This window comes from Streptomyces sp. NPDC001292, assembly GCF_042896465.1.
Taxonomy (GTDB): domain Bacteria; phylum Actinomycetota; class Actinomycetes; order Streptomycetales; family Streptomycetaceae; genus Streptomyces.
This window is the reverse complement of the sequence record NZ_JBIAXG010000016.1, coordinates 20,008-39,066: the sequence shown is the minus strand read 5'-3', so window position 1 is coordinate 39,066 and position 19,059 is coordinate 20,008. Positions and strand designations below refer to the sequence as shown.

17 protein-coding genes and 1 pseudogene are annotated in these 19,059 nt (G+C 73.4%); 7 read left to right on the top strand and 11 right to left on the bottom strand.

Annotation, left to right across the window (positions count from 1 at the left end; genetic code table 11):
• Positions 1–50: 50 nt before the first annotated feature.
• Together ACFY4A_RS18645 and ACFY4A_RS18640 are read right to left on the bottom strand one after the other, a co-directional pair.
• The gene (locus ACFY4A_RS18645; RefSeq protein WP_390830484.1) at positions 51–2,387 is read right to left on the bottom strand and encodes a PQQ-binding-like beta-propeller repeat protein; all 2,337 of its coding nucleotides are present in this window, start codon (positions 2,385–2,387) and stop codon (positions 51–53) included.
• 201 nt (positions 2,388–2,588) lie between these two features.
• Positions 2,589–3,314: a VOC family protein gene (locus ACFY4A_RS18640; RefSeq protein WP_390830483.1), complete on the bottom strand. Its 726-nt coding sequence runs from the start codon at positions 3,312–3,314 to the stop codon at positions 2,589–2,591.
• A 134-nt stretch (positions 3,315–3,448) separates the two neighbouring features.
• Here ACFY4A_RS18640 and ACFY4A_RS18635 point away from each other — a divergent pair, with 134 nt between their 5' ends.
• From ACFY4A_RS18635 to ACFY4A_RS18625, 3 genes are all read left to right on the top strand, one after another.
• Entirely contained in the window at positions 3,449–4,081 is a 633-nt protein-coding gene (locus ACFY4A_RS18635; RefSeq protein ID WP_390830583.1) for a TetR family transcriptional regulator, read from the top strand.
• 107 nt (positions 4,082–4,188) lie between these two features.
• On the top strand, positions 4,189–4,506 hold the full coding sequence (locus ACFY4A_RS18630) for a hypothetical protein (protein WP_390830482.1): 318 nt from the start codon (positions 4,189–4,191) through the stop codon (positions 4,504–4,506).
• 32 nt (positions 4,507–4,538) lie between these two features.
• A complete protein-coding gene (locus ACFY4A_RS18625) occupies positions 4,539–5,204 on the top strand; it encodes a pyridoxal 5'-phosphate synthase (protein WP_390830481.1) in 666 nt (221 codons plus the stop codon).
• A 6-nt stretch (positions 5,205–5,210) separates the two neighbouring features.
• Here ACFY4A_RS18625 and ACFY4A_RS18620 read toward each other — a convergent pair whose 3' ends face one another.
• Positions 5,211–6,074: a GNAT family N-acetyltransferase gene (locus tag ACFY4A_RS18620; RefSeq protein WP_390830480.1), complete on the bottom strand. Its 864-nt coding sequence runs from the start codon at positions 6,072–6,074 to the stop codon at positions 5,211–5,213.
• A 40-nt stretch (positions 6,075–6,114) separates the two neighbouring features.
• The gene (locus ACFY4A_RS18615; RefSeq protein ID WP_390830479.1) at positions 6,115–6,717 is read right to left on the bottom strand and encodes a GNAT family N-acetyltransferase; all 603 of its coding nucleotides are present in this window, start codon (positions 6,715–6,717) and stop codon (positions 6,115–6,117) included.
• A gap of 141 nt (positions 6,718–6,858) precedes the next feature.
• Between ACFY4A_RS18615 and ACFY4A_RS18610 the strand changes: the two genes are divergently transcribed.
• A complete protein-coding gene (locus ACFY4A_RS18610) occupies positions 6,859–8,073 on the top strand; it encodes a flavin-containing monooxygenase (RefSeq protein WP_390830478.1) in 1,215 nt (404 codons plus the stop codon).
• A gap of 49 nt (positions 8,074–8,122) precedes the next feature.
• Here ACFY4A_RS18610 and ACFY4A_RS18605 read toward each other — a convergent pair whose 3' ends face one another.
• Positions 8,123–9,436: an MFS transporter gene (locus ACFY4A_RS18605; RefSeq protein WP_390830477.1), complete on the bottom strand. Its 1,314-nt coding sequence runs from the start codon at positions 9,434–9,436 to the stop codon at positions 8,123–8,125.
• Between the two features lie 72 nt (positions 9,437–9,508).
• Between ACFY4A_RS18605 and ACFY4A_RS18600 the strand changes: the two genes are divergently transcribed.
• The gene (locus ACFY4A_RS18600; RefSeq protein WP_390830476.1) at positions 9,509–10,522 is read left to right on the top strand and encodes a GlxA family transcriptional regulator; all 1,014 of its coding nucleotides are present in this window, start codon (positions 9,509–9,511) and stop codon (positions 10,520–10,522) included.
• 537 nt (positions 10,523–11,059) lie between these two features.
• Here ACFY4A_RS18600 and ACFY4A_RS18595 read toward each other — a convergent pair.
• The 3 genes from ACFY4A_RS18595 to ACFY4A_RS18585 all read right to left on the bottom strand — a co-directional run bounded on the left by ACFY4A_RS18595 (position 11,060) and on the right by ACFY4A_RS18585 (position 13,179).
• Positions 11,060–11,563 carry an ATP-binding protein gene (locus ACFY4A_RS18595; RefSeq protein WP_390830582.1) on the bottom strand — a complete coding sequence of 168 codons (504 nt, stop codon included), beginning with the start codon at positions 11,561–11,563 and terminating at the stop codon, positions 11,060–11,062.
• A gap of 565 nt (positions 11,564–12,128) precedes the next feature.
• Positions 12,129–12,641, bottom strand: a complete 513-nt coding sequence (locus tag ACFY4A_RS18590; RefSeq protein ID WP_390830475.1) for an EF-hand domain-containing protein — start codon at positions 12,639–12,641, stop codon at positions 12,129–12,131.
• Positions 12,642–12,810: 169 nt separating this feature from the next.
• Positions 12,811–13,179, bottom strand: coding sequence for an STAS domain-containing protein (locus ACFY4A_RS18585; RefSeq protein ID WP_390830474.1), 369 nt, complete (start codon positions 13,177–13,179; stop codon positions 12,811–12,813).
• A 230-nt stretch (positions 13,180–13,409) separates the two neighbouring features.
• Here ACFY4A_RS18585 and ACFY4A_RS18580 point away from each other — a divergent pair.
• Positions 13,410–14,021: pseudogene (locus ACFY4A_RS18580) on the top strand (MDMPI N domain containing protein); the annotation flags it as partial.
• Positions 14,022–14,051: 30 nt separating this feature from the next.
• On the opposite strand, the gene purU reads toward ACFY4A_RS18580, so the two are convergent.
• A complete protein-coding gene (gene purU, locus ACFY4A_RS18575) occupies positions 14,052–14,966 on the bottom strand; it encodes a formyltetrahydrofolate deformylase (protein ID WP_390830473.1) in 915 nt (304 codons plus the stop codon).
• Positions 14,967–15,012: 46 nt separating this feature from the next.
• Positions 15,013–15,513 (bottom strand): hypothetical protein, encoded by a 501-nt coding sequence (locus tag ACFY4A_RS18570; RefSeq protein WP_390830472.1) that lies wholly within the window; start codon positions 15,511–15,513, stop codon positions 15,013–15,015.
• Between the two features lie 117 nt (positions 15,514–15,630).
• Between ACFY4A_RS18570 and ACFY4A_RS18565 the strand changes: the two genes are divergently transcribed.
• Positions 15,631–16,932 (top strand): ABC transporter substrate-binding protein, encoded by a 1,302-nt coding sequence (locus ACFY4A_RS18565; RefSeq protein ID WP_390830470.1) that lies wholly within the window; start codon positions 15,631–15,633, stop codon positions 16,930–16,932.
• A 22-nt stretch (positions 16,933–16,954) separates the two neighbouring features.
• Here the strand turns inward: ACFY4A_RS18565 and ACFY4A_RS18560 are convergent, their stop codons facing one another.
• Entirely contained in the window at positions 16,955–18,691 is a 1,737-nt protein-coding gene (locus ACFY4A_RS18560) for a hypothetical protein (protein WP_390830469.1), read from the bottom strand.
• Positions 18,692–19,059: the final 368 nt, after the last annotated feature.

The window sequence follows — 19,059 nt, the reverse complement described above, 5'->3', positions numbered from 1 at the left end:
TTTCCGTGCATCCCGTACGACGGCCGTCACCACACCGCCGCGGCGCGGGATCAGGTGGTGCGGGCGGTTCCCGTCCCCTTCTCGGCGTCCAGGGCGTACACGCAGCGGTCCTTGCTGCACGCGTACACGACCCCGTCCCTGACCACCGGGGAGCCGGTGATCTCGCCGCCGGTGGCGAGCTTCCAGCGCAGCCGGCCGTCGTCGGCCTTGAGCGTGTACAGCAGGTGGTCGGTGGAGCCGAAGTGGATACGGCCCTCGGCGACCGCCGGGGAGCCGACGATCTCTCCGCCCGCCTGGAAGCGCCACTTGGGCGTGCCGGTGACCGCGTCCAGGGTGTACAGGCCCCTGCCGCTGCCGACATGGACGTGCCCGGCGGCGACCAGGACGGGGGCGACGGAGGCGCGGGACTCGGTGGCGATGCGCCAGCGGTCGCGGCCGTCGGTGGCGTCGAGGGCGTAGACGGTGCCGAGATAGTCGGCGAGGTAGATGCCGCCGCCGCTCACCGCCGGGCCCGGCGCGAAGGCCGGCGGGCTGAGGAAGACCGCGGGGGCCTCGAAGTGCCAGCGGACGTGGCCGCTCGCCACGTCCACGGCGAGCACACGGGTGCCGGCGCAGACGTAGACGTAGCCGTCCGGGGCCGGGGTGACGCGCACCGGCACGCCGCCGCAGGAGGCCGCGTCGCCGATCGGGTAGGACCAGCGCTCCTCGCCCGTGCGGGCCTCCAGGGCGCGCAGGCGGGCGTCCTGCCAGACGTACACCGTGCCGTCGTGGACGACGGGGCCGGCCTCGGGGGACTCGAAGTCGGTCTGGCAGCCGGCGATCTCCCACAGCTTCTGGCCGCCGGCGGCCTCCCAGGCTTGGACGCCCCCGCCGCGGGTGCCGGTGACGACCGTGCCCCGGTCGGCCTTGAGGGAGTACACCCAGGAGTCGGTCTGCAACCGCCACAGGTCGGCGCCCTCACGAGCGTCCAGGGCGAACAGGGTGGGCCCGTCGGAGGCGTGCACCCGGCCGTCGGCGACCGCCATGGACCAGGCCACGTCGCGGGTCTTGAAGCGGCGGCGGCCGGTGGCCACGTCCAGGGCGTGCACCTCGAAGGAGGTGACGTAGACGAGGTCGTCCGCGACGGACGGGGTGCCCCAGACGTCGTTGGACATGCGGAAGCGCCACGGCCGCCAGCCGGCCGGGGTCTCCGGCGGCGCGGCCGGTACGGCGGGGTCGGCGCCGTTGACGCCGGGGTGCGGCCTGGACCAGGTGGCGGCCAGGCCCGCCTCGGGCGGGGGCGCCTTGACGGCGGCGGCACGGGCGTCGGCGACGCGCGGCCCGGGACCGATCGGCACCTGGGCGCCGGCCAGCCGCACGGGACCGGAGTCGGGGACGCCCGTCGGCACGGGCCCGGGCGCCGCCGGGACGGCCGGGCTGTGCGAGGGCGGGGGCGGTACGGGGGCCCGGCCGCCGCCGCGGGGACCGGGCGCGGCGGGCTGCACGGCCAGGCGGCCGCCGCGGCGGGACTCGATGAGGCCGACCGCCTGTTCGGGCAGCCAGGCGGAGGCCGTACCGCTGTCGTCGGAGCCGGAGCCGAACAGATGGGGGGCGAGCTGGGCCTGGAGGTCGGCCGGCTTGGGCCGGGCGGTGGCCTCCATCTGCATGCAGGACTCGATCAGCGGACGCAGCTCGTCCGGGAGCCCTTCCAGGTCGGGGCCCTCGCGCAGCAGCATGAAGACGGTCTCGACCGGGTTGGCGCCGTGGAAGGGCGGATGCCCGGTGGCGGCGAAGACCAGCATCGAGCCGAGCGAGAAGACGTCGCTGGCGCCGGTGACGCTGCGCGAGTCCTTGGCCTGCTCCGGGGACATGTACGCGGGGGTGCCGACGGCGACGTTCGTCATGGTCAGCCGGGTGTTCGAGACACCGGAGGCGATCCCGAAGTCGATCACCCGCGGCCCGTCCTCGACGACGAGGACGTTGGACGGCTTCAGGTCGCGGTGGACGAGCCCGGCGCCGTGGATCGACTGGAGCGCCTCGGCGACGCCCGCCGCCAGCCAGCGCACCGCCTGGGCCGGGAGCGGACCGCACTCGGTCACTATCTCCTCGAGGGAGGGCGCGGGGACGTAGGCGGTGGCCAGCCACGGCACGGCGGCGCGCGGGTCGGCGTCGACGACCGCGGCCGTGTAGAAGCCGGAGACCGCCCGCGCGGCCTCCACCTCACGCGTGAAGCGGACCCGGAACAGCTGGTCCTCGGCCAGCTCGGTCCGGACGGTCTTGATCGCCACGCGCCGGCCGGACGCCGAGCGCGCGAGATAGACCAGCCCCATGCCGCCGGCACCCAGCCGTCCCAGCACCTCGAACGGCCCGATCCGCCGCGGGTCGTGCTGCGTCAGCTGATCCACCACTTGCCTGCCACCTCCCCGTACGAGCCGCGCCACCCACATATGTACGCGACCGAAGTGCAGCGTCTCACCACCGCACCGCCGTGGCGGCACGCACCCTGATTCTTCCTGTCCGGCGCACAGGTTGCGAACCCGGCGACACATCGGGATGTCACGCCGCAAAGCCCCCTCTTCCTGGCCGGGGGGCGGATTTCACCTCTCCGTTCACCTCTCCAGTACGGCGAAGGACGCCCCCTGATTGTCGGCGACGACGGCGACGGTTCCGTACGACGTCCCGAAGGGCGGCACCTGCACCCGCCCGCCTAGCCGGACGACCGCGCCGAGGGCGGCCTCCGTCTCCGCGACCCGGAAGTGGACGAGGAAGTGCGGCGGCATCTCGGGCGGGAAGACGTCGGAGACGGCGGCCCGGCCGAAGTCGGGCTCGGCACCCGGCCCGAACAGGGCGTCGTGGAACAGTCCGCCGTAGAAGACGTTGGCGGCCTCGGTGTCGCGGGCGTACAGCTGGGCCCAGACGAAGGTGCCCGGCTCGTGGCGTCTGCCGAAGCCCTGGTGGCTGTCCGGCTGCCACAGCCCGAAGACCGCGCCCTCGGGATCGGCGGCGAGGGCGGCCGTGCCCAGGCCGTCGACCCGGGCGGGCGGGGTCACGACCTGCCCGCCGCCGGCCCGGATCCGCTCGGCCAGCGCCCGGACGTCCGGGGTGGCGAAGTACACGGTCCAGACGGTGGGCATACGGCCGTCCGTCTTCGGCGAGAGCGCGGCGACGGGCTCCCCCTCCAGCCGGGCCGGTACGGACCGGCCGTACGTCTCCTCCGCGAAGCTCCACCCGAAGAGCTCACCGTAGAACCGCTTTCCCGCCTCGACGTCGGGAAGCTGCGCGTCCACCCAGCAAGGGACGCCCTCTGTGCTCGCGGATGCCCTGTTTTCGGCCATGTCGCCAAACTAGCCGGGTCCCGCGCGGCCCGCAGACCAGGCACACCAGCCTCTTTGAGCCCACGCACCCCATTTGCAGTCGGCCGAATCGCGCTCCGATCACTGCTCGGTAAGCTGACGACATGACAGGACAAGTGCGTACCGTCGACGGCCGCGTGGCCGGTCGACGTGGGCAGGCGACCCGGCAGAAGCTGCTCGACTGCCTCAGCGAGATGCTCAGCTCCTCCCCCTACCGGGACGTCAAGGTCATCGATGTCGCCAGGAAGGCGGGCACTTCGCCCGCGACCTTCTATCAATACTTCCCCGACGTCGAGGGCGCCGTTCTGGAGATCGCCGAGCAAATGACCGCCGAGGGCGCCGGATTGGCCGAGCTGCTCGAGGGCCGGTCGTGGACCGGCAAGGCCGGCTGGCAGACGGCGCAGGAACTCGTGGACGGGTTTCTCGAGTTCTGGCGCCGCAACGACGCCATTCTGCGCGTGATCGATCTCGGCGCCGCCGAGGGCGACAAGCGCTTTTACAAGATCCGTATGAAGATCCTCAACTCCGTGAACAACTCCCTGGCGGACTCGGTCACCGAACTCCAGTCCAAGGGCCGGGTCGACAAGGACGTGAATCCGGCCGCGATCGCCGGTTCGCTGGTCGCGATGCTCGCGGCGGTCGCCTCGCACCAGAAGGGCTTCGTCTCGGGGGTGAAGCAGGCCGAGCTGAGGCCGAACCTGGCGCTCCTGGTGCACCTGGGCATCACCGGCAAGAAGCCGACGCGGTAGCCCGCACCCCGGCCTCGGACTCCCTCCAGGCCCCAAGTCCTGTCAGGCAGGCGGCGGTCCACCCGAGTGGACCGCCGCCTGCTGCGTTGTGGGGTGCCCGTGCACGCGTGACGCCCGGCGTCAGCCCGACCGCGGCCGCCGCCCTCACTCGCCTGTTCACCGACGCCTCGGGCTCCACCACCTCGCTCGATCCGGTCCGGGCCACCGCGCACGGCTGGGCCGTCCCGTGGACGCTGCTGCTCCTCCTCGTCCTGCTGATCTCCGTCACCGTCGGTGCGGTCGTCCGCGCCCGCCGGGGCCGCGCCCGGCACAGGCTGCGCGAGGACGCCCGCGTGCGGGACGCGGCCGAACAGGCGCCGCGCGAGAAGCAGGCGACCGAAGAGGCCCAGGATGTCCAAGAGGCCCCGGAGGCTCAGATGAGCTGAGCCGCGACGCCGGGCGGGGGGATACTCGGGGCATGGAACCGGATCTTCACGAGTTGCTCACGTCACTTCGCGTATGGGACCCGGAGTTCACCGAACTGCCCGCTCTCGACCCCGCGGCGGCACCCGCCACGCCCCTGCCCCTCTTCGCGCGGTGGCTGGCGGAGGCGGCGGCGGCCGGGCAGCCCGAGCCGCACACGATGTCGCTGGCGACCACGGACGAGGAGGGCCGGCCGGACGTCCGCATCGTGATGCTGCACGGCGCGGACGCCGCGGGCTGGTCCTTCGCCACCCACGCCGGCAGCTGCAAGGGCCGCCACCTGGCCGCCCGTCCGCACGCCGCCCTCGCCTTCTACTGGCCGGTCCGGGGCCGCCAGGTCCGCGTCCGGGGCCCGGTCACGGCCGCCACGCCGGAAGAGGCCCACTCGGACCTGCACGCCCGCTCGACAGGCGCCCTGGCCGCCGCCCTCACCGGCCACCAGAGCGAGGTCCTGGACTCCCTGGACGAGCTGACCCGGGCCTCGGAGTCGGCCTGGGAGCGGGCCCGGAGCGCCCCGGACATCGAGGTCCCCTCCTGGACCCTCTACCGACTCCAGCCCACCGAGGCCGAGTTCTTCCAGGGCGACGCCCGGCGCCGCCACGTACGGCTCCGCTACCGCCGTACGCCGGACGGCTGGGCCCGCGAACTGCTGTGGCCCTGACCCGGCTCACCCGAAGTCGTACACCGCGAAGTCGGACACCGGCCGGTAGCCGATCCGCTGGTAGAGGCCGTTGCTGGTCGAATTGGCGAGGTCGGTGAACAGCAGCACCTCCTCGGCGCCCGACTCCAGCGCGGCCCGGCTGACCTCGACCGTGACGGCGCCCCCGTACCCGCGCCCGCGCAGGTGCGCCGGTGTGTAGACGCCGACCACCCGCACCTGCCCGGCGACCTTCGGAGCCGTCCCGGCCATGGCGACGGGCGTCCCGTCCGGGTCCTGCCAGAACATGACGTCACCACGTCGGACGCGCTCGTCCGCCCAGGGCTCCGCTTCCTGGACGGCCGGTTCGCCGACGGCGGCGCAGAACTCCCGGTACCACCGGGCCAGTCGCTCGCGGTCCGGCTCGCCCGCCACCCTCGCCCGCCCCGGCGGGACCGGCCGCGGCACGGTCAACTCGCCCAGCCGGTACAGCCGCATCCGCTGCCGCAGCATGACCTCGGCGCCGGTGAGTCGACGCCAGACGCCGGCGAACGCCGCGGCGGTGTCGCGATCCGCCGACACACCGGACACCTCGCGTCCCGGACCCGCCAGCCGCGCCGCCAGCACGGCGGCCTCCTCCTCGGTCAGAGCGGTGAGGACGACCGGATGAGGCGGCGTGCGGAGGAAGGCGGCCCGCACGCCCGCCCCGCCGTCTCCGGCCAGCAGGCCGAACTCCGGGTCGGCGTCCCCGTAGAGCCGCTTGCCGCGTGAGCGCAGGTTCTCCGTCACCGTCAGGTGCACGGTGTGCGGTGCGGGCCGTGAGCGGAGGAACTCCCCTGCGCGCGCCAGGAATTCCTCGACGTCGTCGGTCAGGTACCAGTCGTCGGAAGGCATGCCCCATGGTCCTGCCCACGGCCGTCCGGCGCCTGCGAACTCACGGGGTGCCCGGCTCCGTATCCGTGACGAGACGCGCGTGCAGGTGCGCGTCCCGGAAGGCGTCGCGGCGCTCCGCCTCGAAGATCGCGCCGCGCATCGTGCCCTCGTACCGGAAGCCGCAGCGCTCGGCAACGCGGCAGGACGCCCCGTGTCCGGCGGCATGGTCCAGTTCCAGTCGGTGCAGGCGCAGTTCGCCGAACGCCCAGCCCGCCACCAGCTTCAGCGCCCGGGTGGCGACCCCGCGTCCGCGGGCCTCGGGCAGGACCCAGTAACCGGTCCTCGCGACGCCGAGCAGCGGGCGGATGTCGTTCACGCTGATCCGTCCGAGCGTCGTGGCGCTCTCGGCGTCCGCGATCAGGAAGGACACGCTCGAGCCCTCCCGCGCACGCGCGGCCCGGGCCCGCAGGGAGTCGCGGGCGCCGGTGAGGTCCGTGACGGGGACGAGCGGCGTGTTCCAGCGGCGGAACTCCGGGTCGGTGATGCCGCGCAGCCACGCCCGCACGTCGGCGTCGGACTCCGGCTCCCACGGGCGCAGCAGCAGCCCGTGCCCCGATGTCCGTACGGTCGCGAGGTTCCCTGGGTCACGGAGGTCGGCGGTCACCGGCCCATTGGACAACGCCGTGCGCCCGGATCGCACACTCGTTCAGTTGTGAACGTACGGTCGTTCAGTTGTGATCAACCTGCAATCGATTCCGGCGTTGACCGAGACCCATCAACCAGACGGGCGATTACTCTCGCGCTCATGACCGACTCGACCACCGTCTCCGCGGCGTGGCACGCCGACCGTCCCGTCTACGTCATCGGCGGCGGTCCGGGCGGCCTGGCCGCGGCGCAGGCGCTGCGCTCGCGGGGGATGCGCGCGGTCGTCCTGGAGAGGTCCGACCGGGTCGGGGCGTCCTGGCGGCGGCACTACGACCGGCTGCACCTGCACACCACCCGGCGCCTGTCCACGCTGCCCGGGCTGCCGATGCCGCGCCGGTTCGGCAGATGGGTCGCGCGCGACGACGTGGTGCGGTACCTGGAGAAGTACGCCGAGCACCACCAATTGGAGATCGTGACCGGCGTCGAGGTCTCCCGCGTCGAGCCCGCGCCGGACGGCACCGGCTGGCTGCTGCGCGCCTCCGGCGGACGGGAGCTGACCGGCGGCGCGGTGGTCGTCGCCACCGGCCACAACCACACGCCCCGCGTACCCGACTGGCCCGGCCGGGAGACGTACCAGGACGGGCCGGGCGAGCTCGTGCACGCCTCCGAGTACCGCAACGCCGAGCCGTACGCCGGGCGTGACGTGCTGGTCGTCGGCGTCGGCAACACCGGCGCGGAGATAGCCGTGGACCTGGTGGAGGGCGGGGCCGCGCGCGTACGGCTGTCGGTGCGCACCGCCCCGCACATCGTGCGCCGCTCGACCGCCGGATGGGCCGCCCAGTACACGGGGGTGCTCGTGCGGCGGCTGCCGGTCCGGCTCGTCGACGTGCTCGCGAGACCGGTGGCGAGGCTGAGCGTGCCGGACTTGTCGGCGCACGGCCTGCCCCGTCCCCGCACCGGCCTGTACGCGCGGGTCGAGGAGGGCTCGATCCCGGTCCAGGACGTCGGTCTCGTCGACGCGGTCCGCGAGGGCAGGGTCGAGGTCGTGGCCGCCGTGGAGGGCTTCGAGAGCGGCAAGGTGCTCCTCGCCGACGGCACCCGCATCCAGCCGGACGCCGTCGTCGCCGCCACCGGCTACGTCCGCGCCCTGGAAGGGCTGGTCGGCCATCTGGACGTGCTCGACTCCCGTGGCAGGCCGGTCGTCCGCGGCCACCGTACGCCCGAGAACGCGCCCGGCCTGTACTTCACCGGCTTCACCAACCCCATCAGCGGCATGCTCCGCGAACTGGCCCTCGACGCCGAGCGGATCGCCGGGGCCATCGCGAAGGAGAACGCCCGCAAGGGCGGCCGCCGGGTCTCCCGGCTGCCGGCCTGACCGGCACGCTGTTCCTGACGTACCGTCAGACTGCTTGCCGCCGGGGGCTTCACACGACCGCGGGGCTCAGGGCCGACGGCCGCCGCCGGATCACCAGCGCCATCAGGGCCGCCGCGGCGCACAGCGCGCCCGAGGCGTACCAGACCACGTCGTAGGAACCGAAGACGTCCCGCGCGAGGCCGCCGAGGTACGCGACCAGCGCCGCGCCGACCTGGTGGGAGGCGAGCACCCAGCCGAAGACGATCGCGCTGTCCTCGCCGTAGTGCTCTCGGCACAGGGCGAGGGTGGGCGGCACGGTGGCGACCCAGTCGAGGCCGTAGAAGACGATGAAGAAGACCATCGGCGGGTGCACGCTCGGCGCCAGAAGCATCGGCAGGAACAGCAGCGAGACACCGCGCAGCGCGTAGTACACGGCGAGCAGGCGGCGCGGTTCGAAGCGGTCGGTGAACCAGCCGGAGGCGATCGTGCCCGCGACGTCGAACACGCCGATGACCGCGAGCAGCGAGGCGGCCGCCGTGATGGGCATGCCGTGGTCGTGGGCGGCGGGCACGAAGTGGGTCTGGATCAGGCCGTTGGTGGAGGCGCCGCAGATGGCGAAGGTGCCGGCCAGCAGCCAGAAGGGGCCGGTACGCACCGCCGAGGACAGGACGGTCAGGGCGCGGCGGGCGGCCCCGCGCACGGGCGCCGGCTTCGGTACGAACTCCTCGGCGCCGTACGGCTTGACGCCCACGTCCGCCGGGTGGTCGCGCAGCAGCAGCCAGACGAAGGGGACGACGGCGAGGGCCGCGAGCGACACCGTGACGGCGGCCGGGCGCCAACCGTGCGACTGGACGGTCCAGGACAGGACCGGCAGGAAGATCAGCTGGCCGGAGGCGGAGGCGGCGGTGAGGATGCCGGTGACCAGGCCGCGCCGTTCGGTGAACCAGCGGTTGGTGACCGTCGCCGCGAAGGCCAGCGCCATCGAGCCGGTGCCGAGACCGACCAGCAGGCCCCAGCACAGCCACAGTTGCCAGGCCGCGGTCATCCACACGGTCAGGCCCGAGCCGGCGGCGATCACCGTGAGCGCGGCGGCGACCACCCGGCGGACGCCGAAGCGGTCCATGAGCGCGGCGGCGAAGGGCGCGGTGAGCCCGTACAGCGCGAGGTTGATCGAGACCGCGGCGCCGATCGTGCCCCGCGACCAGCCGAACTCCTGGTGCAGCGGGTCGATGAGCAGTCCGGGCAGCGAGCGGAAGGCCGCGGCACCGGTGATCGTGACGAAGGTGACGGCGGCGACGAACCACGCTCGGTGGACGCGGGCCGCGCCGCGGGCGGACGGCGTTCGGGCCGCGGTGGCGGACGCGGGTTCGGTTGTCTGGGTCACGCCATAGAGCTTCCGGCACCCGGCCAAGCCTCTTCCAGTGGCCCGACGGACAGCATTCGCTAGGATCGGGCCATGGACAGGACCACGGACTTCCGCCCGCACCGCGTCGTCGTCCTCGCCCTCGACGGGCTGCTGCCCTTCGAGCTGGGCATCCCGCACCGGATCTTCGGGCGGCCCGTGGACGCCGCCGGACGGCATCTGTACGAGGTCGTCACCTGCTCGGTCCGGCCGCCCGGGCCGGTGGAGACGGACGCCGACTTCTCGATCCACGTGCCGCACGGGCCGGAGGTCCTGGCCACCGCCGACACCGTGATCGTCCCGGCCTCGTACGAGCTCGGCCCGGTCTACGAGAAGGGCGTGCTGACCGAGGAACTGGCCGCCGCCCTGGCGCACATCCGGCCCGGCACCCGGCTCGCCTCCATCTGCACGGGCGTGTACGTGCTGGCCGCGGCGGGCCGTCTGGACGGGCGGCGCGCCACGACGCACTGGGCCGACGCCGACCGCTTCCAGCGGGTCTTCCCGCGGGTCGAGGTGGACGCGGACGTGCTGTTCGTCGACGACGGCGACGTGCTGACCTCGGCGGGCGTCGCGGCCGGGATCGACCTGTGCCTGCACATGGTGCGCCGCGACCACGGCACCGCGGTCGCCAACGAGGTGGCCCGGCGGACCGTCGTACCGCCGCACCGCGACGGCGGTCAGGCGCAGTACGTCCACCGGCCGGTGCCCGACCCGCAGCTCGCCACCACGACCACCGCGCGCGCGTGGGCGCTGGGCCGCCTGCACGAGCCCATCCGGTTGCAGGACATGGCCGCGCGGGAGGCGATGTCGGTACGGACCTTCACCCGGCGCTTCCGTGAGGAGGCCGGGGTCAGTCCGGGGCAGTGGCTCACCCGGCAGCGCGTCGAACGGGCCCGGCACCTGCTGGAGTCCACGGACCTGTCCGTGGACCAGGTGGCCCGGGACGCCGGCTTCGGCACGGCACAGTCGATGCGGCAGCACCTCCAGACGGCGCTCGGGGTCACACCGACGGCCTATCGGCGGACCTTCCGGGTGAGCGGCTCCCCCCGGACCGGAGCGGAGGTCTGAGGCCCGGGCGCTTGTCCACAGCCTGTGGACAAGCGCCGGGGCGCTCCGACCGGCAGGGCCGACCCGGCTGGCGGCGCGCCCCTGCCCGCCCCGAGCACGGCAGCGCGCGCCGCCATCCGATCCCGGCGCTCCGGTCCCACCCCCTCGGACCCTGAAGGGACCGGTCGGCGCCGACATCACGACCCACACTCGTCGAGGGCTTCCGGTGCCCCAGCCCTCGTCGTCCCCTCGCGGCGAATCGCTGACCACAAGCGTGATCAAGCGGACACGATGCGTCAACACCGCCCTGACGATTTACCCGTTATGCCCCATCGCAACGGGGCGCGCACAGAAGCATCTCCCGGCGCACGACCCCGCCACCGGGGACACCGGGACGCCAGGACACCGAGACCGCGGGGAACGCGGGGACGATTCGGGGAACGCGGGGACGATTCGGGGAACGCGGGGACGATTCGGGGAACGCGGGGACGATTCGGGGAACGCGGGGACGATTCGGGGAACGCCGGCCATCGCCGGCTCCCCCGCACCGCGCCGGCCCTACACCGCCCCGTACGCCAGACCCCCGTAGGCCCCACAAGTCCCGTAGGCCAGACCCTCGTACGCAGGGGCCGAACGCCCGCGGCTCGTCGCCGTCTCCGCCGCGTCCACGGTCGTGGCGCAGCGGTCGAGTTCGCACCAGATGCGCTTGCCCACGCCCTCCGGGCACCACCCCCACCGGTCGGCGAGGCCGTCGACGAGGGCGAGGCCGCGGCCGCCGGTCGACTCGTCGCCCGGGCAGCGCGGCACGGGAGCCCGGGTGCTGGCGTCGGCCACCTCCAGGCGCACGGTGGCCGCCCCGGCCGGCCCCCCGGACAGGAACAGCCGCAGCACGGCCGGACAACCGGTGTGCACCACGGCGTTGGTGACCAGTTCGGAGACGAGCAGGACCAGGGTCTCGGCGAGCGGCTCGTCCGCCGCTATCCCCGACCCGGCGAGCCGGGAGCGGGCCCACCGCCGGGCTCGCCCCACCTCCGCGGGGTCGGGCCGGATCTCCAGCTGCACTTGAAGCACCTGCACCGCTCACACCATCCGAACCGGCGGACACACAGCCTCGCGCCTCACGAGGCCACGATCGTAGCCATTTTCTGCATGGCCAGAACAACAGCCAGAGCAAGGGTCACGGAACGTGACTCCCTTGAAAGACAGCATGGTTGACGTATCGTCACCGCAACAAGCGCTTCGGGCATATTCCCGCGCGAAGGAGTACCCGTGCGGCATACTGTGCGACGCTCGTCATGGGCTGGCTCGGGCTCGGAAGCACTCGCATCTGACACAAGGTACCCGAGCACGACGGCGACTCCGGGACGTGACGAGTCGCGCGCGGGACACAACCCGGCATCAACGGTCCGTGATGGCGCAGTGCCACGATCGGTGACATTCGCGTCCGGCGGCCTGTGCCGCGGCGTACCGCGCGGCCCGGAAGGCACCGATCGGCGCTCCGAACTGCTCATGCGCCCGGGCGTGTTGCGTGACTCGGCGCCCGCACGCGCGTGGCGGCCTCCTCCGCGGGGCGAGGCGCTGCGGAGGGGTCTCAAGTACTGGCTGCGCGAAGGTGGTTGGACGGTTGCTACTCGGGGACGGTGAAGTAGCGGGCGACGGCGGGCACGATCTCCTGCTCGCCCACCCTGCCGTCGCCGTCGGTGTCGAGCGCGGCGGCGATGGGCCGGGCGGCCTCCTCGGGCACGCCGAGGACCCGGAGGACGCGCACGGTGTCCTCTACGGTGGCGGCGCCGTCGCCGTCGGCGTCCGCGACGGCCAGGGCGGCATGCAGGAAGGGACGGGCGATCTCGGCGAACCGATCGGGATTGTCGCGCAGGCGCTTGACGGCGCCGGTCACGAACTCCTCCCGGGTGATGCGCTGGTCACCGTCGCGGTCGGCGATTCCGGCCATGCCCTGCCAGAAGGCCTCCGCGCCGGCGTACAGGGCCTGGCCCTTGTCGGAACGGGCGGTGGTGGCGAACTCGGCGAGCAGCGAGCGGGCCGCCACGCCGAAGTCCTCGCGGTCGATGTAGCCGTTGCCGTCCTGGTCGAAGGTGGCGAACCGCGCCGCGATCCTGCGCTCGTACTCGCTGCTGACCATGTCTTACGGGCCGCCTTACGTGTGGGGTTGCGTCTGGCAGGGAGCGTACGACGCGAAGAGCGGTCCTGGGCACAAAACCACGGTTGTGCCAGGACCGGGGGAATTCCGGGACAACGGCGGCCCGACTCGTGACGACCGGACGGCGGTGACCGCCGGGGCGGCCTGCCGCTCAGGCGGACAGCGGCTCGTCGTCCACCGCCGCCGCCAGGTCCGGGTAGACGTCGAACAGGCGCCGGACACCGAGCGCGCCGAGGACGCGGTTGACGTGGGAGCCGTCGACCGCGCCGCGGGCCGGGAGGATCAGGCGCAGCCGGCCCTGGCAGGAGCGGATCAGCCGGCGGGCGGCGATGAGCACGCCGACGCCGCTGGAGTCGCAGAAGAAGACCTCGGAGAGGTCCAGGACGAGGTCGTGATGCCCCTGGGCCACCACCTCGTGCACTCTCTGGCGCAGTACCGGCGAGGTCATCAGGTCCAGTTCGCCGGCGACCCGGAGCACGCTCCACTCGCCCTGTTCGTCGTCGGTCACCTTGAACGCCACGGCCCGCCCTCCGTCAGCCGGAACTTCCCCGGAACCGCTCGGAAACGGAACCAGTCCTTACGCTTCTTTCCGCGCGGCTGCCCAGCGGCCGTTCCCCCAAACGCCGTACAGCAAACCGGGTCCGTTCCGCCAGGGGCTTGTTTCGGTCATCTTCGGTCGTGTTCGATCCAAGTTGACCTGAAAGCGAAAGACCAGGTGGGACAGAAGGGCCACCCCCGGCACGCCCTCCGGCTACGGAGGCGCGGACCGCGCACCCCCCGCCGACCCGTTCGGTGCGGACGCCGTGGCGGGAGCAGACGCACGCCCTGGTACGGACGGTCTCCTTCGCCGCGAGCGGCGCGAAGAAGCCGTCGGTGCCGTACGGCGCCTTCGACCTGCCGCTGCCCGACGCGATGCTGGACCGCGCCTTCGAGTGCTGGGTGCACGCCGAGGACATCGCGGAGGCGGTGGACTACCCGCACGACCCGCCGGCCCCGCGCCACCTGCACCGGATGATCGACCTCGCCGCCCGGATGCTGCCGGGTGTGCTGGCCGCCCGGCGGCAGGCCGGGTTCGCCTCCCCCGCCCATGCCCGGCACGTGGTGGCCGCGGGAGAACCCGGACGCAGTCTGCGGCTGGAGATCGAGGGGCTGGGCGGCGGCCAGTGGCTGATCCCGCTCGACTCGCCCGGAGCGGTGGGCTCCGCGGACCACGAGGTGGCCCATGTGGCGCTGGACGGCGTGGAGTTCTGCCGGCTGGCGGCCGGGCACGTGGCCCCGCGGGAGGCGGCGGCCGGTCAGGTCGGCGACCGTGAGGCGATCCAGGACGTGCTGTGCGCGGCGGCGTCGCTCAGCCGTATGTGAGCCCGCCGGCGGCCGGCTCCACGGACCGCGCTACGCGAAGACCACCGTCCGGCGCCCGTTCAGCAGGATCCGGCGCTCCGCGTGCCACTTGACCGCGCGCGCCAGCGCCTGGCACTCCACGTCCCGGCCGATCGCGACCAGCTGGTCCGGGGTGACGTCGTGGCCCACCCGCTCGACCTCCTGCTCGATGATCGGGCCCTCGTCGAGGTCGGCGGTCACATAGTGCGCCGTCGCGCCGATCAGCTTCACGCCCCGGGCGTGCGCCTGGTGGTACGGCTTGGCGCCCTTGAAGCTCGGCAGGAAGGAGTGGTGGATGTTGATGATCCGGCCGCTGAGCTGCTTGCACAGGTCGTCGGAGAGGACCTGCATGTAACGGGCCAGGACGACCAGTTCGGCCTTCTCCTCGCGCACGATCTCGAGCAGCCGCTCCTCGGCCTCGGACTTGGTGTCCTTGGTCACCGCGATGTGATGGAAGGGGATGTTGTACGACCCCACCAACTCGGCGAAGTCGGTGTGATTGGACACCACCGCCGCGATCTCCACCGGCAGCGCGCCGATCCGGGCCCGGAAGAGCAGGTCGTTCAGACAGTGCCCGAACCTGCTGACCATCAGCACGACGCGCATCTTCTCGTCGGCCCGGTGGATCTGCCAGTCCATCCCGAAGGAGTCGCCGATCGCCGCGAAGCCGGCGCGCAGCTTGTCCACCGTCACCGGGGGTACCTCCCGCGCGTCGAGCAGCGGGGGAGCCTCGGCCGAGAAGTGGACCCGCATGAAGAACAGTCCCGTGTCGTGGTCGCCGAACTGCTGGCTGTCCTCGATGTTGCAGCCCGTCATGAACAGATAGCTGGACACCGCGTGCACGATGCCCTGCTTGTCCGGGCACGAGAGGATGAGGACGTACTGATCGGCCTGCGCCGCGGCGGCTCGGGGGGACTGCTCGCTCATGCGGGACAGGGTCTCACGTCCGGGCCCGTCCGCGGTCCGGCGTCCGCTAAGCGGACCGGGTCAGGATCCGCAGCACCTCGAGGCTGCGGGGCGGCGCCTCCGGGTCCTCGCCGTCGCTCGCCGCGAGACGCACGTGCGCGTCACGGGCCGCCCGCACCGCCTCCGGCCAGCCATGATGGTCGAGGTAGGCGGACACCGGCGCGTCCGGGCCGACCTGGTGCATGATGCGCAGCACCCGCAGAACCGCGGTGTCGACGAGCGCCGCCTCCTGGGAGTCCCGGAAGATCGTGCCGACGTACTTCTCGGCGGACCAGTTGTCCAGCCAGGTGTCCTCGACCAGGCGGTAGACGGCGTCGGTCACGTCGCCGTACCCTTCGACGCCTGCCAGCCAGACGTCCCGCTGGAACACCGGGTCGGAGAGCATGTGCAGCGCGGAGCGCACATTGCTGCGCCAGCGCCACCACGGCATGTCGTTGAGTGGCATGCCGCCCATGGTGGAGGAGCGACGGCCGCGACGGGAAGAGTTCTCCGAACCTTGCACGGTCATCGATCGTACGTTCTCCGCCCCAGGGGCCCCGCCTGCCCCCGCAATTCACCCATGCGCCACCGCCTGTCTACCGAGAGTCATCAACGGGTTGGCGATGTGACGGAATCGTGCGTGAGCATGACCGGCAGGCGAAGCTCCCGTGGCACATTCCTCCCCACCCTCACCCGGTCCGTGAGAAGAACCCTGCTGCCGGCGGGGACTCTGCTGGCCTGTGCCTCGCTCGCCGCCGGCTGCGGAATCGTCCCCGGTGCCACGGGGGGCTCCGGGGACGGCTCCGTCACCGTGATGACGTGGGCCCCGGAGAACACCCGGGCGACCAACAAACCCGGCATGCCCGCCATGGCCCGCGCCTACGCCCGCTGGGTGAACTCCCACGGCGGCATCGCCGGCCGCAAGCTCAACGTCCTGACCTGCAACGAAGGCAACGACGGCGTGGCCGCGGCGAAGTGCGCCCGGCGCGCCGTCAAGGAGAACGCGGTCGCCGTCGTGGGCTCCTACAGCCAGTACAGCGACTCCTTCTTCCCGCCCTTGGAGGGGGCCGGCATCCCGTACATCGGCGGCTACGGCGTCACCACCACCGAGTTCACCCGCGCCCTGTCCTACCCCGTCAACGGCGGCCAGCCCGCCCTGCTGGCCGGTCTGGGCAAGGAGCTCGCCGGGCAGTGCGGCCCGGTCACCCTGGTACGGCCCGACACCATCGCGGGCGACGAGCTGCCCGGGCTGCTCAACGCGGGACTGCGGGCCGGCGGCCACGAACCGGCCCACGACCAGCGGGCCGCCGAGGACGCCACCGAATACTCCGGCCAGGCCGATCTGGCGCTGCGGCAGGCGAGCGCGGACCCAGCGCGGACGGGCTGCGTGATCCCGGCTCTCGGAGAGCGCACGAACATCTTCATGGACTCCTTCCGCCGCGCGCGCGACACCTATCCGGAGGTGCGCACCGCCGCCGTGCTCGGCAGCGTCGACCAGACCGTGATCGACGCCAGTGGCGGGCGGTCCGGCCCGTACGAGGGGGCGTACCTCACCGGCTGGTACCCGGTGGCGAGCGACTCGCGCTGGGACGGGATGAAGAAGGTGATCAACGAGGCGGCCTTCGGCGACAACCGCGTCGACCCCGAGGACGCCGGGGTGCAGACCACGTGGATCGCCTACACGGTCCTCCGGGCCGTCCTCGAGCAGATCGGCGACGGGGAGGTGAGCGCCTCCACCGTGCGTCGCACCCTCGACGGCGGGCTCGAGGTCCGCACCGGCGGGCTGACCCCGCCGCTGCGCTGGCGCCTGTCCGACCTGCTCGCCTCCACCGGCTTCGCCCGCCTCACCAACGCCGACGTGTCCGTTCAGACGGTGCGGCAGGGCCGGCTGGTGCCGGCCGCGAAGGTCTTCGTCAACATGGCGAAGACGCTGGAGGACGCCGACTGAGTCCCCCAGCGCCGGCCGGGCCTCACAGCTGGGTCGGCTGGCGCTGGGTGAGGCCGTACGTCTTCGCGATCGCGTTCCACAGCTGGGCGGCCTTGGCCTTCTCCGAGCTGGCGACGCCGCTCTCGCGGTTGCCGGCCCTGGTCTCGCCCGTGTCCCGGGCGTGGCCCTTCTTGCACACCTTCTTGCCGCGGGCCTGGTCGGCCCAGGCCGCGTAGTGCCGGTCCGCGGACTCCGAGGCCTTCCAGGCCTTGTTGAGGGCCGCCGTCAGCTGGGCGTTACCGGGGAGCTTGTCGACGGACAGCTCTCCGAGGCGGGTGACCAGGCCCTTGCGCTGCTCGGCCGCGCTGCGCAGGTCGGAGGCCGCCTGGTCGAGGTTGGCGCAGTTCCTGACGTCGGCCACCGCCTTGATCACGGAGGCGCGGCTGCTGCCGCTGTCGGCCAGCAGCTTGTCCAGCTCGACCGCCTGCTCCCGGGCCGGGTCGGCGGCGGGCGAGGGAGAGGCGTCGCCGGTGGCGGGCGCGGTGGCCGCGACGGTGGTGTTCTTGTCGCCGCTGTCGCCGTCCCCGTCGCCGCCGCTGAGCAGGGCCCCGGCGCCGATGCCGAGGACGGCGATCCCGACGCCCACGGCCGCGATCAGCGGCAGGCGCGAGCCGGTGCGCCGGCCTCCCCGGCCGCCGTCGCCGTCGTACCCGCCGGGCGCGGCGGACGCGGGCCGGGCGTGGGGCTGGTCGGGCGGGCCCTGCTGGAAACGGGGCAGTTGCTGGGTCGCCGGGGCCGCGCCGCCGGAGTCGCTGCGGAAGAGGTTGTCGAACTCGGCGGGCGTCTGCCGCCCGCCGCCCTGGGCGTCCACGGGCGCGATGAACTGCGTCGCCTCGGCGTCGGGGTGACCGGGCGCGGCGCCCTGGGGTATCTGGCCCGGGTACGGGGCCGGCCCGCCGCCGGACGCCTCCGGCGGCAGGGCGCCCGGCCCCACCGGCGGGATGTACTGCGTCGCCCCCTCGTCCACCGCCGCGCCTCCCATGGGCGGCAGGAACTGGGTGGCCCCTTCGTCCGCGGGCCCACCGGGGACCGGCGGCAGGAACTGCGTCGCTCCCTCGTCGGCGCCCGGCATCCCGTGCGCGGGGGCGCCGTGCCCGGCCACGTGCGGGGCGGGCTGACCGGCGGGGGCGCCGTACGGGGCGGCGCCGGCGGGCGGCAGCCCGTGCCCGGGAGCGCCCGGCGGTACGGAGTGGCCGGGGGCGCCATAGGGGTCGGCGCCGGCGGGCGGCAGCCCGTGCCCGGGAGCGCCCGGCGGTACGGAGTGGCCGGGGGCGCCATAGGGGCCGGCGCCGGCGGGCGGCAGCCCGTGCCCGGGATGCGCGGGGGCGCCGTGGGGGCCGGTGCCGGGCTGCTGGTACGGCGGGGCGCCGTGGGACGGGGCGTTCTCCGGGGGCAGGGGGCCCGCGCCCGGATGCTGGGGAGCCTGCCCCCGCGCGTCCCACTGGTGCTGCTGGTACGGCTCCGGGGAGCCCCACGGCTGCTGCCAGCCCTGGTCCTGCTGCGGCGGCTGCTGCTGGTCGGGACCCCACGGCTGGCCCCAGGACTGACCGCCTGCCGGGGCCGCCGCCGGGGCCTGACCGCCCGGCCTCGCTGCGCTCGGATGGCCACCCGGCCTGCCGGCCATGCCCGGCAGCAAGGGCTCACCACCGTCGGAGGGCAGCACGATGCCTTCGTGCGCGGGCCGCGCCGAGGGCTCCTCGCCCTGTCCACTCTGCGTCACCGGGACTCCTACGAATGGGGGACCTTCGGAATCGTCGGCTCACGCTACCGGGTCTCCCAAGCCCCGTGCCACGCAGCACAGGACGAGACCTCCTTCCCTGTGACGGCAGTAACAAAACCCGCCCGCCGCACGCTGCTCATGGCCGTGTCCCGCCTCGTGGTGTAGGCAACCTTGCTCGACGCGTTCCGGTAAGCCGCGCGCCGGCCATGCCGCGGGGACACGCCTCCCGCGTCGCGCCCGGCTGACCTGCTGTCAGCGCCACGGGCGACCCGGAGCCGCATCGATGCGGCGGTGACCTGCGCATTCCGGGCAGTTGATCGGCTACACCACCTGGCGGGGCGCCATCTGCTCATGTCCCAGGTCTCACG

What these genes read in the sequence shown, in the direction of transcription:
- ACFY4A_RS18640 (WP_390830483.1), bottom strand. Translation starts at nt 3,314, where the DNA reads ATGGCCGAAAACAGGGCATCCGCGAGCACAGAGGGCGTCCCTTGCTGG.
- ACFY4A_RS18625 (WP_390830481.1), top strand. Translation starts at nt 4,539, where the DNA reads ATGGAACCGGATCTTCACGAGTTGCTCACGTCACTTCGCGTATGGGAC.
- ACFY4A_RS18620 (WP_390830480.1), bottom strand. Translation starts at nt 6,074, where the DNA reads ATGCCTTCCGACGACTGGTACCTGACCGACGACGTCGAGGAATTCCTG.
- ACFY4A_RS18610 (WP_390830478.1), top strand. Translation starts at nt 6,859, where the DNA reads ATGACCGACTCGACCACCGTCTCCGCGGCGTGGCACGCCGACCGTCCC.
- ACFY4A_RS18600 (WP_390830476.1), top strand. Translation starts at nt 9,509, where the DNA reads ATGGACAGGACCACGGACTTCCGCCCGCACCGCGTCGTCGTCCTCGCC.
- ACFY4A_RS18590 (WP_390830475.1), bottom strand. Translation starts at nt 12,641, where the DNA reads ATGGTCAGCAGCGAGTACGAGCGCAGGATCGCGGCGCGGTTCGCCACC.
- purU (WP_390830473.1), bottom strand. Translation starts at nt 14,966, where the DNA reads ATGAGCGAGCAGTCCCCCCGAGCCGCCGCGGCGCAGGCCGATCAGTAC.
- ACFY4A_RS18570 (WP_390830472.1), bottom strand. Translation starts at nt 15,513, where the DNA reads ATGACCGTGCAAGGTTCGGAGAACTCTTCCCGTCGCGGCCGTCGCTCC.
- ACFY4A_RS18565 (WP_390830470.1), top strand. Translation starts at nt 15,631, where the DNA reads ATGACCGGCAGGCGAAGCTCCCGTGGCACATTCCTCCCCACCCTCACC.